Genomic DNA, 13,326 nt, shown 5'->3' with positions numbered 1-13,326 from the left:
GCTTATTGTTTGGCCACACCCGTGGGTCCGTTGACCTTGTCCACGTCTTCCTTGGTGCGGACCTTGAGACCCTTCTCCTTCGCATATTGCTCGGAGGACTTCTCAATGATCGGCCGCAGCAGGGCCCAGTCAGGCGCGATCCAGTCGGACACCGGCGTCCACTTCTTCCCGTCCCATTGCTGGAACTTCACATAACCGTTGCCTTCATGGTTGTCCCACGTGACGTGGATGGAACGGAAGAGGTTCTCTGCGCCCAGCTCCTTCACACGCTCCGGAGAGAGCTGCAGGTGCTCGAAGCCCCAGCGCACTTCATCACCGGTCAGTGTGCGCTTGCCAAACTTGGCCTGGGCAATGCGGATGGCTTCCACGTTGAGGATGCCATTCACGATGCCGAGGTTATGGTACACGCTGCCGATGCGCTTCTTGTCCTGGAGGTTGCCCTTGCCGCTGTCATAGAGGGATTTCACGATCTCCTGCACCACGGGGTACTCCGCACCGGAGGCCTGGGTGGTGATGGCCACATAGCCCTTGGCGGCATCGCCCGCGGGGATCACGTCCTCCTCGGAGTTCGACCACACGTTGCCGATGATCTTGTTCACCGGGAAACCGGTCTTCTGGGCGGTCTTCAGCGCCACGGGGTTCTGCACGCCCCAGCCACGCAGCACCACGTAGTCGGGCTTCACCCGGCGGATGGTGAGCCACTGGGACTGCTGTTCATTGCCGGGGTGCGGCACCTCGATCTGTTGCACCGTGAACCCGTACTTCTCCGCCAGCAGTTCATAGATGGGGATGGTTTCCTTGCCATAGGGAGAGCCGTGGTAGAGCACCACGATCTTCTTGCCCTTGAGCTTCTCCGTTCCGCCCTCGCGGGTGGCAATGTAGTTCACGATGCCGGAGGTCTCGCTGTAGGGATTGAGCAGCAGCGGGAAGATGTACGGGAAGACGCGCCCGTCGGTGGAGTCAGTGCGGCCGTGGTTGATGGTCGTGAGCGGCACCTTGTCTTCCGTGACGCGATCAATCAGCGCATAAGCGATGCCCACGGAGAGGGGCGTCCAGGCAGCGATGTTCGGGCGGCTCTTGAGCCGCTCATACACCTCCACACCCTTCTCCACCTCATACTGGGTCTCCCCTTCCTCCCACGTGAGCTTCACGCCATTCACGCCGCCATCGCGGGTGTTGACGAGGTTGAGATAATCGATAAACCCGCCAAAGAATCCGGTGCCGCCAGCCGCATAGGGGCCCACGCGGTAACTCTGGAGGGGGAAGAACTGCTCATCCGCCTTTGCAGGGGAGGCACCGACAATGGCCGCCAGCGCGGCACCGAGGGCTGCGTGACGCAGCGGTTTGAGGAATGCTGTGGTCTTCATGGTTCGATCTGGTTTGCTTCTTATCAAGCACGCCTCTCTTAATCACTGACCGTGCCAACCCGTGCTTTACGCCGACGCCTCATCCCAATGCATTTCCCCCAACCTCCAGAAAGTGAGTCGGATATCCGGCATGAAAAAATTCACCGGGGCATTCATTGATGGCACCCGGTCCTTTTCATCCCCCATGCCAGGTGCTTCTCACGCAGCAATCCTTCAGCATCGCTGCTCCCGCAGCCGTAGTTCTCCACCGGCCCGCTCAATTGTTTCCTAGAACTCGAACGTAAAAACCCCAGCAGGCTTGTCATTTGTGGAGACGGCACACGGCGGCCCTCAGGCAGCCATCGCCTTCATCTCCGCAGTGCCGCGGAGGCTTTCCATGAACCGGTGATGCAGTTCAAACACCGCCACCGCACCCGGGTGCACGTGTGAGGCCTTCACCTCCAGCCCATGCAGGCTGGCCAGGGCAGCGAGGGTGCCCGCATCGCTGTCGGACACACCCAGCAGCAGGCGGGTCTGCACTTGGGGATGGTTCCAGGTGAGACCAGCATACCACTCCAACAGCACCTCCAGTGAGGCCCGGGTGCGGCTGCTCCACGTGGCCTCTCCGCCAGACACCACCTGGTCCAGGCAGTCCCCCGCCCCCACCCAGGTCAGATAACGATGATACGAAACAAAAGAAACATCCAGCGCGGTGAGCTGGCTCACGTGATAGCTCATGCGGGAACGCTGGCCGGGCTGGCGGCGCAGCTCCTCGCCCACAGAGATGAGGGCATCCGCCACGCGGTCCCAGCAGGGATGCACATAGGTGACGGCACTTTCCTCGCACCCTTTCAGCACCTGCAGCCCCACGCGCCCGTCCGGGCTGCCCAGATCCAGCACACGGCCTCTGCTCAGACTGGGGAGGTGCGCGGCGAACTCCGCCACCACCCGCGCCTCCTGCTCCGTCAGAGGCCCCCTGGCTGGCCCCGGCTCCGGCAGGTCGATCTCGTCACCCTCCTCCAGCGCCGACGACAGAGCGATGCTTCCGCGGTGGGCGGCAGGACGGCGCAGCAGATTACGAAGCTTGGACAAGGGCATACAGACAGAGAGGTTGGAGGGCGGCAAACCGCCCGGCGGTGCCAGTGGCCTCTTGTGTTCCGGTGAGCCCCAGGCGGTGAGTGCCTCTTCCCTTGGCAGGGTCAGTTCTCGAATATTCCACCAGAATACCCCACTGGGTCAATAGGAATTTGTTTGGGGAAATGCGGTCAGTCTTGACGAAGGGTCTTTGGTGGCACAACGCTTCGGAGCCCAGTGCGTCAGTGGGCAGTGCGTCAGTGCGTCAGAGGGTGGGTAGTTTGGCCGTGAACAGCGGGAAGCAACTTGGGACGATGAGTGGTGTCGCGTCAGGGTTGGAGTTCCGCCTTTAGGCGGCTCAGGGACGGTCGCACATTCCCCTTACACGCCTCCGACGGTTCGAGGAAGCGTCACATCTCCCAGCACACCCAAACCACCTCATTCTGACGCACTGACGCACTGCCCACTGAGCTCCGAAGCTACTGACCCACAAACCACCTACCGCGCCTTACCTCCCCGCACCACCCGATCCCACAACGCCACCAGCCCCCTCGGTTCCAGAATGAGGAAGGCGATGATGAGGACGCCCAGGACGATACGCTGGCTCATGTCCAACACGCCGGAGTCAAAATAACTCCCGAGCAGGAAGCTGCCGACACGCGAGAGCACCAGGGGGAACACCACAATCAACGCTGCGCCGAAGAACGCGCCGCGGATGGACGCAAGGCCGCCAATGATGACGATGAAAAGGATCTGAAAGGAACGGTCGAGGTTGAAACCATGCGGCTCCACGGTGCGCAGATAGGCAAAGGCCCAGAGCACTCCGGCCACGCCGACGATGAAGGAGGAGATGGCAAAGGCCAGCAGCTTGGTCCGCAGCACGGGCACGCCGATGACCCGGGCAGCCAGTTCATGATCCCGCACTGCGATGAAGTTATGCCCCGTCTGCGTGTTCAGCAGGCGCAGGGTGAGCAGCGTGACGGCCGTGACAACGGTCAGGGCGAACAGATAGCGTCCCACCGCGCCACCGAACGTGATGCCAAAGAGCACCAGCGGCGGTGCATCGATGACGCCGGAGGGGTTGTGATTGGAGAACCAGTCAAACTTGGTCAGCGCCCATTGCACAAAGAACTGCGCCGCCAGCGTGGATACGGCCAGGTAGAAGCCCTTCAGCCGCAGGCTGGGCAGGCCAAAGAAGATCCCCACCACCGCCGCAGAGAGCCCGGCGAGCCCGATGGAAATCACAAAAGGCAGCCCTTCCACCCGGAGGTTGAAGTTGTACGCCGCAAAGGCCCCCACGGCCATGAAGGCTGCCGTGCCGAGCGAGAGCTGCCCGGCGTAACCGGTGAGCAGGTTCAGCCCCAGCGCCGCCAGGGACAGCGCCAGGAAGGGGGTCAGAATGGCATCGAAAAGATAGCTGGTGCCGACAAAGGGGATCACGCCGAAGGCGATGCCGAGGGTGATGAGCGGCCCCACCCAGACAGGGAGGGACAACCGTGCGGCGGCAGGGACCGAGGAAAGAACAGAGGAGGACATGGCGGAGGAAGATCAGGAGTCAGGTCAGATCAGATCAGATCAAATCAGGCACGCTCGACCGGCTTCTGGCCGAACAAGCCGGAGGGCCGGATGAGGAGGAAGCCCAGGGCGATGACGTAGGCGAACCAGCTCTCGATCCCGCCGACGACATACGGGCCGAGATACACCTCCGCCAGCTTCTCCGCCGCGCCGATGATCAGGCCGCCCACGATGGCCCCCAGGATGGAATCAAACCCGCCGAGCACGAGCACGGGCAGCGCCTTCAGCACGATGAGGGACAGGGAGAACTGCACGCCCAGTCTCGCGCCCCACAGCAGGCCCGCCACCGTGGCGACAAAGCCCGCCGCGGTCCACACCGTGGCCCAGATCCGGGGCAAACGCAGCCCTACGGCATAGGCCGCAAAGGTATCATCCGCCACCGCCCGGAAGGCCAGGCCCACGCGGGTGTACTGGAAGAAGAGCGTGAGCCCGGTGACCATCGCAGCCGCGATGGCTGCGGCAAAGAGGTCAAACTTGCTGATGAAAACCCCGGCAATCTCCAACGGCAGATCTTCGATGCCCAGCTCCAGCGCATGCACCTGCGTGCCCCAGGCAAGCTGCGCCGCGCCTTCGATCATGTAAGACAGCCCCAGCGTGGCCATGAACAGGATGATGGGCGGCTTGTTCACCAGCGGCCGCAGCACGAGCCGCTCAATACTCAAGCCCAGCAGCACCATCAACGCAAAGGTGGCCAGCAAGGCCACCCAGAAGGGAACGGCCCGCTCCACCAGACTGACAAACGTGAGCGCGGAGAAGAGCACCATCGAGCCCTGGGCAAAGTTCAGCACGCCAGAGGTCTTGTAGATGAGCACAAAGCCGATGGCGACGAGCGAGTACATGACCCCGGAGAGCAGGCCGCCGACGAGCACCTCTGTGAAAAAGAGCAGTTCCGTATGATCCATAAAGCAAATGATGTGGGCGGGTCAACGCAAGCCGCCGTTCGATGAAACTCTCCTGCCGCTCCCGGAGGACGCCGCCGGTTCCTCCTCATCGCCCTCATGGACGACACCCAGATAGGCATCGATGACGGCCTGGTCCGCCTTCACCTCGGCAGGTGTGCCATCGGCGATCTTGCGGCCGTGCTCCAGCACGGTCACGCGGTCGGACAGTCCCATCACCACCCCGATGTCGTGCTCAATGAGAATGACCGTCATGCCAAACTCATCCCGCGCCGCGCGCACAAAGCGGGACATGTCGCGCTTGTCCGGCAGGGTCATGCCCGCCATGGGTTCGTCCAGCAGCAGGATCTGGGGGGAAGCCACCAGCGCCCGGGCCAGCTCCACGCGCTTCTGCAGACCATAGGGCAGCGTGCCCACCAGCGTGTGGCGGATGCCGGTGAGATCGAGGAAACTCATGATGCGCTCCGTCCGCTCCCGGGCATCCAACCGCTCCCGCCGCGCCCTTCCCAGGCCGATCATCTGCTCGATGAAATTCGCACGCCGCGCGAACACCCGGGCGGTGACGATGTTGTCAAACACCGAGAGGCCCCGGAAGAGGGCCAGGTTCTGAAACGTCCGCGCCACGCCCAGCCTCGCCAGCTTTTGTGTCGGCACCTGGGCGTAAGAGCGCCCGCCAATCCAGACCCGCCCCCGGTCTGGCCGGTACACGCCGCTGATGACATTGATGAGGGAGCTCTTGCCGGCGCCGTTGGGACCGATGATGGCCCGGATCTCACCCGGCTCCACGCTCATGTCGATATTGGACACAGCCACCACGCCGCCGAAAGACAGCGTGATGTCCTCGAGCCTGAGGGCAGCAGGACCGGCACCCGGCTCTTTGCGAAGGGGAAGGGCCGCGCGCGCTGGTTTATGAGGGGCCGCCACGGGGGCGGCCAGGGATTCGGTGCTCATGTCACGGAGGGGCTCAGCTCCAGGCGTGGAGCGGCGGGTTCACGCCATTGAGGAAGTAATTTCCAAGAATCGCGTACTTCCACCGCACCGGATCATGCAACGTATGAGCGCGCGCGTTCCGCCAGTGACGGTCAAAGTTGTGCACCTCCAGCGTGGAGCGGGTCCCGCCCAGCTCGAAGAGTTTGTTGGTCGCGGCAATGGCGATCTCTGTGCTGAGCACCTTGGCTTCCGCCACGGCGATCTGGGCCTTCACCACGTTCTCCTCCGTGGCCTCCGCCACCGCCTTGTCCACCGCGAGCGCAGCCTTTTCCAGCAGGGCCTGCGCCGCATGCAGCCGCAACGTGAGGTCACCGATGGCCTGGATCGTGTAGGGATCCTGCGAAGCGCGCTCCAGCCCGCTGTCCACCCACGCCCGCGCATTGGAGCGGACAAAGGCCACGGTGTCGTCGATGGCCGCCTGCGCGATCCCCGTGTCCACCGCGACCTGGATGATCTGGAAGATCGCCCCGTCGGCCGTGTGGTGGTCATACCCCTTGTACCCCGGCACGAGATAGGCCTTGGGCACCTTCACGTCGTCCAGGATCACCGTGCCGCTCAGCGTGGTGCGCTGGCCAAAGCTCGACCAGTCATCAATCACGGTGAGCCCGGGGGCGTTGCGGTCCGCTATGGCATACCAGGCGCGTCCCTCCACATCCAGCGCGACAATGGGCACCAGATGCGCCAGCAGCGCCCCACTGGAGTAGAACTTCTGCCCATTCACAATGACGTGGTCTAAGTCCGGCCCCGGATCGGTGAAGCGCGTTTCAAAGTCCACCGCGCGCTTGGAGCCGAACTCCGAGAACGCATTGCCGAAACGCACGCCTGCCAGCACTTCCGCAAAGAGCAGACGCTGCTGCGCTTCATCAGACACCGTGCGGATGGCGGCGACCACGCCCAGGTGATTCTGCGTGATCTGCCCAATGGAAGGGTCCGCCGCCGAGATGATCTCGATCACTTTGACCAGCGTGACGTAGGAAACCTCCGGCCCGCCAAACTTCCGCGGCACATTGATGGACCACAGTCCGCTCTGCGAATAGGCATCCAGCTCCTCCACAGGCCACTTGCGCTCCCGGTCACGCAGGGAGGCTTCTTTGACAAACTCAGCCGCAAGGTTCTCCGCGACCGCAATGGCCTCGGCGTCATCCTTGATGATGTGTGCGGGCGTGGTGGGACGCGGGACTCCGGAGACACCGAGACGCGGGCCCGGTACGTGGCGGTTCTGTGTTGTGCTCATGATAGAGGAAGGGGGGATGCAGGTTCAGATGCTGCCTCAGCAACGCCCTGCCTTCTTTGCACTGACCGTGCCAGCGTCTCCGTGCGGGAGACAAGCCACCATCGCGCGTGCCTATCAACCTCCTGACACTGAGCCTATTGTAAAATCGCGCAACACCCCAAAATAACCGGCATCTCTCCAATGCGTGGCAATGGCCCCGGTGCCCGGCTGCTGCCAGCGCAGCAACGCGGAAGCAGTTTCACCAGGGAAGGGACATCCCACACGGTTCATTGAGCCAACTCGTCCCCGGATCAGGAAGACAGGCCGCAGGGTTTCAGGTAGCAACCTTACAACCGGAAGCACGGGCGGCCATTTTGCTGATCCTCCAGCATGACATGAACACCGCTGCTGCGTTCGCGGCAGGCAGACCGGCCCTCAACATCACCGCAACATGTTCACACCCAGCACCTTAAATCTCATGGCACAGCCAGTGCTATTCGATGCCGCGCCAAATCATGCATCTTATGAAACCGAAAACACACAACATCTCCCTCCGCGCCGGCATCCTTGGACTGCTGGTTGTTTCATCTTTCCACACCGCCTCTGCGGGTGAGCCCTCAGGGAAGGCCGTGGAACCGCTGGTCACGCCGCCACCTCCCTCATCGATCTTCTCCGTGGATCTCGGGGTGACCGTGGCCAACCAGTACAACACCCGCGGCATCATCGTGCAGGATGATGATGTGAGCTTCCAGCCGTACCTGAACTGGTACACCCGTCTGCATGAGGGAGACGGCTTTGTGAAGTCCGCCAAGTTCTTCGTCGGTCTCTGGGCGGACGTGAGCACGAACGGCGACGTGTCCGGCCCCGGCAACCGCGGGAGTTATTTCACCGAGTTCGACTACGGCATCGGCCTCACCTTCAACTTCGCCGAGCGCTGGACCTTCACCACCTTCTGGAACAACTGGACCAGCCCGGCCGATGGTTATGGCGACGGTTCGTGGATCAACGGCACCCTTGCCTTCAATGACAGCGGCATCTTTGGGAAGAACTTCTCCTTCAAGCCCTATGTCATCGCGCTGTACGACCTGGGCGGGGACGCCGCCACCGGCCTGGTCAAGGAGACCTGGTACTTCGAGCCAGGCATCCGGCCGAACTACACCTTCGGCGCTGACTCCAAGCTGCCCGTGAATGTGGCCGTGCTGGCCAAGGCCGGTCTGGGCAACGACTTCTACGCCGGTGAAACGTACGGGTACTTTGCCGTCGGGCCGCAGGTGACCCTGTCCCTCAACAGCATCCCGGCCCACGCGGGCAAGTGGGCGGTGAGCTTTGGCTACCTCTACTACAATCTGGGTGACACGCTCTCGCCCATCACCGGGAACTCCGACGAGCACCTCTTCACGTTCAACGTCGGCGTGAGCTTCTAGAACCGCACCCGATCAAGCAGGACGTCTCACCATTTTTCATGCGTTGTGTTGGTAGGGCGGGGTGGCAGCAATGCCGCCCCGCCTTTTTTGCACATTGCGTCAGGCCGTCTGCCGCAAACTGGAAACGACGGAAGCCCGCCGGCTAGCGGCTGGTGAGAAGGGGATGTCCACCAGCGCCTCCGTTTCCGCCTCCAGCCCGTCCCCGCCCTCCACTTCCGGTTGTTGCGGATGCCGCCACAGCCCGGCGGCCTTCAGCCGCGGGAGCACCCCTTCGGCAAACCAGTAGGCCTCCTCCAGATGAGGCACCCCGGAGAGGATAAATTCCTCGATCCCGAGTTCGGCATAGGCCTTGATCTTCTCCGCCACCTCCGCATGGCTGCCCACGAGCGCCGTGCCCGCCCCGCCGCGCACGAGGCCGAAGCCTGCCCAGAGATTGGGCTCGATCTCCAGGTTGAGGGTGGACCCCTGATGCAGAGCCAGCATCCGCTTCTGCCCCTCCCCCTCGCTCTTGGCGAGCCCGGCCTGCACGGAGCGGATCGTCTCCGGATCCAGTGCGGAGAGCAGCCGGTTCGCCTCTGCCCACGCCGCCTCTGCGGTATCCCGCGTGATGACGTGGAGGCGGATGCCAAAGCGCACCTGCCGCCCCTCCTGGGCCGCGAGCCGTCGGATACGGGTGATCTTCTCCACCACCGCGGGAGTCGGCTCGCCCCAAGTGAGATAGACGTCGATGTGCTTGGCCGTCACCGGTCCTGCCCCTGAAGATGATCCGCCGATGTACAGCGGCGGAAGCGGGTCCGGCCGCGAGGGCAGCGTGGCGTTTTCGATCTGGTAGTACTGCCCATGAAAGGTAACATTGGTCCGCGTCCACAGCTCGCGCAGGATGTGCAGAAACTCATCCGCCCGCTCATAGCGCTCCTCTTTGGCCGAGTGGTCGCCATAGGACCGCTGCTCATGAGGTTCGCCTCCCACCACTACATTCAGCAACAGCCGCCCCTGCGAGTAGCGCTGGAAGGAGGCCGCCATCTGCGCCGCCAGCGTGGGCGAGATTAGACCTGGCCGGATGGCGATGAGGAACTTGAAAGTCTCCGTCGCCTCCGCCAGCATCGCATCCACGATCCACGCGTCTTCGCACCATGCACCGGTGGGCGTCAGCGCCCCCACATAGCCCAACTGCTCCGCACTGCGGGCGATCTGGGTCAGGTAGTCGATGGTGGCCGGGCGTGAGCCTGCGGCCGCGCCAGCAGGGAGGCCATGACCACCTCCCACAATGTAGCGGCTGTCACCATACGTGGGCAGGAACCAGTGAAACTGCAGTCGGGGTTTGCTCATAAAAGGGGGGATCAAGGAAATACTTTCTCATACCGGGTGCCTCGCGACGGCAAGACACGACCTCACCCATGCTGCTGCTCCAGCAACAGCGCAGGAGCTTCGCGCGCCCTAACGACATCGCAATGAACGTGCCACCTCCACAGAGCGCCCTACCGGTCCACGACTAAAGCCCCTCAAGATCAACCGGTAACAATATTTTCACTCCCCTCAGCTCGGAAAGAGCTCCTCACCGAAAAGGATGGGGAGATGCTTCCCTGGCAGCAATGAATCAGCAAATGCTCAATGAGGTCAGCAGTTGAAGGACGCGACTCAGGCCATCGCATTCGGTCCGCTGACTGTAGCGATAAAGAAAGCCCGCCCCCTTGCCCAGCTCGTCCATTTGGACACGCCACTATTGTGATCAGCCAGACGCACGATGACGTCTTCGCTCAATCCGATATACAACCGGCCTTCGCTGTTGCGGACGATGTACACGCGATATTCCACTCCAACAAAAAGGCCTTACAGCTTTCACTGTAAGGCCTCCTTGAAATTGGTTGCGGGGACAGGATTTGAACCTGTGATCCCGCATGCGGGATTATGTGCCTGACGAGTCGCCTTGCCCCGGTTGTGGCAGCCCGGTCAACCGATACAGTCCGCCGCCACCCTTCTGCCGTTTCAGCAGATTCTCGAACTTCCGTGCGGACGTGATGTCTTGCGGCGCGCTTTGCCAGATCAACTCCCACGGTCCGCGATGCTTGGTCCATTTGGACACGCCACTATTGTGATCAGCCAGACGCACGATGACGTCTTCGCTCAATCCGATATACAACCGGCCTTCGCTGTTGCGGACGATGTACACGCGATATTCCATTCCAACAAAAAGGCCTTACAGCTTTCACTGTAAGGCCTCCTTGAAATTGGTTGCGGGGACAGGATTTGAACCTGTGACCTTCAGGTTATGAGACTTTCCCTCATTCCCTCAGGTCCAACGAGTTTCGCATTCTCCTAGGACTCAGCAATCCGCCACATGAGCCACTTGTGCCGCATGCGCCGTTCTAAGGCACACCTTGCCTTCTAAAAAAGGCACACGCAAGAAGCCTTTCCCACAAAAGTTTACTCCCAGCCCAGACTTCTCCCAGTTCTGCGCAGAACTATCATCATCTAATCACCTACCGACTGTGGCGGGTCCTTTACCAAGAGCGAGAGGGGCGGGTGAGATCGGACTGGCATCCAGCCCCCAGGCGAAGCCGTTCACGAGGTGCTGGGGATTGCCTGCTGTAAAACCCTTGAACGGGTTGCTGGGCGCAAACCCATCGCACAAGTTCGTTGAGGCAGCACCTGCCGCTGGGACGCCGCCCCGGTGCTGGTGCAGATCCATGAGCTCTATGCGGTGGAAGAGGACTTGTGCCGAGCCTGGGTAGGACGAGATGATCCAACAGACGGCGGACCAGCCGCGCCTGCGCCACAGTTCATGTTTGAGTTCCCAAAAAGTCTGCTCCCCACCACCAGCAGTAGCTAGTGCTTTCAGGGCTGCGCGAGACGCGCCGCAATATGCGGGACTGATCCTGCTGCAGATCCGTCATCTGTACGCCGTGGAAGCCAGACTGCGCGAACAGCGGGCCGGACCGCGAATGTGTGAGGTGGTGCTCCAGCAGGAGGCTGTGCCGATCTTGCAGCGCGTTCACAGGATGATTGAATCCATGAGTCGCAAGGAACGCTTCACACCCAAGAGCGCGATGGGACAGGCATTGACTTATGCGCTCAACCAGTGGGGGCGCCTGGTGGTGCATGTGGAGGACGGCCGGCTGCAGATCGACAACAACCGCATCGAGAACGCGATGCGGCCTGCGGCGTTGGGGCGCAAGAACTGGCTGTTCATTGGTGAGGCCGAGGCCGGGCATCACACGGCGGTGAGCCTGACGATCATCGAGAATTGCCGCCGGTGGGGGCTCAATCCGTTTGAGTACCTTCGCGACCTGCTGATCCGGATGCCAACCATGACAATCGCCAGATCAAGGATGTGGCGCCTGCGGCTGTGGCCGACAGGCTTCCTTGGAGGGTCCTGCCTCAGGCCGCCTGATGTCCGTCAATCAACATGGGACGGAACTCCGGGTGACGCTTACAGCAATAGATCTCCTAGGTTCGCACCGTAAGCGTCACCGTTGGTGACGCTTACGAGGGAAACTCTGAAACCTTCACCTTTTTAAACACGCCCTAGTAGTGACCCGCATTCAGCGCGATCGACACAGTCCGCACTAAACAACCTGATCCGCTTTACGTAGTCCAGGTACGCATCGAACTGCGATGCGGGTCCGTACCGCCAGTGAGCAAGGCGAACACCTCGGGGATGAGAGACATCTTGGGTTGCCCCGCCTCAGCAGCCATGGGCGTGGAAAAGTCTGCATCCAGCCGCTTGCTTAGAAACCACATCCCGGTCCTTCGCAGTAGAGGATCTTGAGCCAGGTGCGCCGCTTGTTGGCATAGACATAGTGCGCCCCGTTGCGTACATCTTCTTTGAACAGGTCATAAACCACCCCCTGAGGGATAGCCAAAACCTCTGCGTATGTCTGGCTAGGAAGATCTTGAGACGGTCGGTGAAACTCAATATGACCGAACGAAGTTGCGCAGCAGTTCACCTGCCAAGGGTGCCGGCATGACGCCTACGCGGCTCCCAACAACGGTCTCCGCACTTTCCCATAGAGGGGTCTCGCCCCATCTTCCCGTTTTTATTTCTGCTGAGGGTTAGCGCTTCTTTTTCGCAGCCCACCGCCGTTTCTGAGCCTCAATGATCCGTTGCCTTCCTTCTTCGGAAATCACCCGCTTCTTAGTCGTCTTGGACTTCTGCTCACCCGCCCCTGTCACCTTCGGGGGCCTGCCGCGGCGTCTACCAGCTTCGACAGGAAGGATGGAACCTGCAAGGAGCTTTGCCAGGTCGCTTTCAAGCTGTTGGATCTGCTCGGCGAGAGCAATTGCTTTCTTGAGATTCTCAAAGCGGGGAGGTTGGGATCGGGACATCTTGCCTTTTAGGTTAACTTTTCCGGGGACTCAAGCCGGAATTCTCCTTTAGCTCCGCCCAACAACACCCATATCTTCGAGCCCCGAGCCTCAATCGAACGGACCTTCTAATCGACACTCCCATTTTCAATCGACATCCATGTACAGGTTGAACTGAAAGAACAAACTGCCGCCCAGCAGCCTACTCTACATCGAATTCGGGACGCGGAACCAAGTTGCCAGAACTCCCGATCTCAAAACAATTAGCGGTCTGTTGTTGATAGCCAGTGCCAGCCTCAAAGGCTCCAGCCTCAAACATCAAAACCTGCACAATTTTGCCCTTCCGCACCTCAATACAAGGCCTATCAAGCATCGTCCCGCATTTACCACAACTCCAAACTCTTATATTCACATCGGATTCGATAATAACAACGTCTTCAAACTTTGGGTCACCAACGGTCCATCGCCTTCGCGACAGCAATCCTTTGCTCCAAACTATC

14 protein-coding genes are annotated in these 13,326 nt (G+C 61.2%); 2 read left to right on the top strand and 12 right to left on the bottom strand.

What is annotated here, in order from left to right; translation table 11 throughout:
• Positions 1-2: 2 nt before the first annotated feature.
• The 6 genes from BV034_RS06985 to BV034_RS06960 form a co-directional block, all read right to left on the bottom strand.
• The gene (locus BV034_RS06985; RefSeq protein WP_050025487.1) at positions 3-1,367 is read right to left on the bottom strand and encodes an ABC transporter substrate-binding protein; all 1,365 of its coding nucleotides are present in this window, start codon (positions 1,365-1,367) and stop codon (positions 3-5) included.
• A 330-nt stretch (positions 1,368-1,697) separates the two neighbouring features.
• A complete protein-coding gene (locus BV034_RS06980; RefSeq protein WP_265592728.1) occupies positions 1,698-2,438 on the bottom strand; it encodes a hypothetical protein in 741 nt (246 codons plus the stop codon).
• A gap of 480 nt (positions 2,439-2,918) precedes the next feature.
• Entirely contained in the window at positions 2,919-3,956 is a 1,038-nt protein-coding gene (locus BV034_RS06975; RefSeq protein WP_050025484.1) for a branched-chain amino acid ABC transporter permease, read from the bottom strand.
• A gap of 44 nt (positions 3,957-4,000) precedes the next feature.
• Positions 4,001-4,897: a branched-chain amino acid ABC transporter permease gene (locus tag BV034_RS06970; RefSeq protein ID WP_050025482.1), complete on the bottom strand. Its 897-nt coding sequence runs from the start codon at positions 4,895-4,897 to the stop codon at positions 4,001-4,003.
• A gap of 21 nt (positions 4,898-4,918) precedes the next feature.
• Positions 4,919-5,845 (bottom strand): ABC transporter ATP-binding protein, encoded by a 927-nt coding sequence (locus BV034_RS06965; protein WP_081887627.1) that lies wholly within the window; start codon positions 5,843-5,845, stop codon positions 4,919-4,921.
• Positions 5,846-5,858: 13 nt separating this feature from the next.
• On the bottom strand, positions 5,859-7,118 hold the full coding sequence (locus BV034_RS06960) for an SfnB family sulfur acquisition oxidoreductase (RefSeq protein WP_050025480.1): 1,260 nt from the start codon (positions 7,116-7,118) through the stop codon (positions 5,859-5,861).
• Positions 7,119-7,621: 503 nt separating this feature from the next.
• On the opposite strand from BV034_RS06960, the gene BV034_RS06955 reads away from it, so the two are divergent.
• Positions 7,622-8,521 carry a hypothetical protein gene (locus tag BV034_RS06955; protein WP_265592727.1) on the top strand — a complete coding sequence of 300 codons (900 nt, stop codon included), beginning with the start codon at positions 7,622-7,624 and terminating at the stop codon, positions 8,519-8,521.
• Between the two features lie 99 nt (positions 8,522-8,620).
• Here BV034_RS06955 and BV034_RS06950 read toward each other — a convergent pair whose 3' ends face one another.
• The 3 genes from BV034_RS06950 to BV034_RS06945 form a co-directional block, all read right to left on the bottom strand.
• Positions 8,621-9,850, bottom strand: a complete 1,230-nt coding sequence (locus BV034_RS06950; RefSeq protein ID WP_050025477.1) for an LLM class flavin-dependent oxidoreductase — start codon at positions 9,848-9,850, stop codon at positions 8,621-8,623.
• Between the two features lie 309 nt (positions 9,851-10,159).
• Positions 10,160-10,324, bottom strand: coding sequence for a GIY-YIG nuclease family protein (locus BV034_RS34560; protein ID WP_265592726.1), 165 nt, complete (start codon positions 10,322-10,324; stop codon positions 10,160-10,162).
• A gap of 103 nt (positions 10,325-10,427) precedes the next feature.
• The gene (locus tag BV034_RS06945; protein WP_050025475.1) at positions 10,428-10,703 is read right to left on the bottom strand and encodes a GIY-YIG nuclease family protein; all 276 of its coding nucleotides are present in this window, start codon (positions 10,701-10,703) and stop codon (positions 10,428-10,430) included.
• Positions 10,704-11,259: 556 nt separating this feature from the next.
• Between BV034_RS06945 and BV034_RS06940 the strand changes: the two genes are divergently transcribed.
• Positions 11,260-11,985, top strand: a complete 726-nt coding sequence (locus BV034_RS06940) for a transposase (RefSeq protein WP_081887625.1) — start codon at positions 11,260-11,262, stop codon at positions 11,983-11,985.
• 121 nt (positions 11,986-12,106) lie between these two features.
• Here BV034_RS06940 and BV034_RS35825 read toward each other — a convergent pair whose 3' ends face one another.
• From BV034_RS35825 to BV034_RS06935, 3 genes are all read right to left on the bottom strand, one after another.
• Positions 12,107-12,262 (bottom strand): hypothetical protein, encoded by a 156-nt coding sequence (locus BV034_RS35825; protein WP_265592725.1) that lies wholly within the window; start codon positions 12,260-12,262, stop codon positions 12,107-12,109.
• Positions 12,250-12,384 (bottom strand): hypothetical protein, encoded by a 135-nt coding sequence (locus tag BV034_RS35820; RefSeq protein ID WP_265592724.1) that lies wholly within the window; start codon positions 12,382-12,384, stop codon positions 12,250-12,252. The genes BV034_RS35825 and BV034_RS35820 overlap by 13 nt, the downstream gene beginning before the upstream one ends.
• 190 nt (positions 12,385-12,574) lie before the next feature.
• The gene (locus tag BV034_RS06935; RefSeq protein WP_050025472.1) at positions 12,575-12,847 is read right to left on the bottom strand and encodes a hypothetical protein; all 273 of its coding nucleotides are present in this window, start codon (positions 12,845-12,847) and stop codon (positions 12,575-12,577) included.
• Positions 12,848-13,326: the final 479 nt, after the last annotated feature.

Origin of the sequence: Verrucomicrobium sp. BvORR034 (genome assembly GCF_000739635.1) — a bacterium.
In the GTDB taxonomy this organism is placed as follows: Bacteria; Verrucomicrobiota; Verrucomicrobiia; order Verrucomicrobiales; family Verrucomicrobiaceae; genus Verrucomicrobium.
Note: the sequence above shows the minus strand (reverse complement) of the source record. Positions and strands in the feature narration are given on the sequence as shown.

Excerpts from the sequence above, each read along its gene's own strand:
- BV034_RS35825 (WP_265592725.1), bottom strand. The coding sequence starts at position 12,262 with ATGTGGTTTCTAAGCAAGCGGCTGGATGCAGACTTTTCCACGCCCATG.
- BV034_RS06985 (WP_050025487.1), bottom strand. The coding sequence starts at position 1,367 with ATGAAGACCACAGCATTCCTCAAACCGCTGCGTCACGCAGCCCTCGGT.
- BV034_RS06945 (WP_050025475.1), bottom strand. The coding sequence starts at position 10,703 with ATGGAATATCGCGTGTACATCGTCCGCAACAGCGAAGGCCGGTTGTAT.
- BV034_RS06950 (WP_050025477.1), bottom strand. The coding sequence starts at position 9,850 with ATGAGCAAACCCCGACTGCAGTTTCACTGGTTCCTGCCCACGTATGGT.
- BV034_RS06965 (WP_081887627.1), bottom strand. The coding sequence starts at position 5,845 with ATGAGCACCGAATCCCTGGCCGCCCCCGTGGCGGCCCCTCATAAACCA.
- BV034_RS06935 (WP_050025472.1), bottom strand. The coding sequence starts at position 12,847 with ATGTCCCGATCCCAACCTCCCCGCTTTGAGAATCTCAAGAAAGCAATT.
- BV034_RS06970 (WP_050025482.1), bottom strand. The coding sequence starts at position 4,897 with ATGGATCATACGGAACTGCTCTTTTTCACAGAGGTGCTCGTCGGCGGC.
- BV034_RS06975 (WP_050025484.1), bottom strand. The coding sequence starts at position 3,956 with ATGTCCTCCTCTGTTCTTTCCTCGGTCCCTGCCGCCGCACGGTTGTCC.
- BV034_RS06955 (WP_265592727.1), top strand. The coding sequence starts at position 7,622 with ATGAAACCGAAAACACACAACATCTCCCTCCGCGCCGGCATCCTTGGA.
- BV034_RS06940 (WP_081887625.1), top strand. The coding sequence starts at position 11,260 with ATGATCCAACAGACGGCGGACCAGCCGCGCCTGCGCCACAGTTCATGT.
- BV034_RS06960 (WP_050025480.1), bottom strand. The coding sequence starts at position 7,118 with ATGAGCACAACACAGAACCGCCACGTACCGGGCCCGCGTCTCGGTGTC.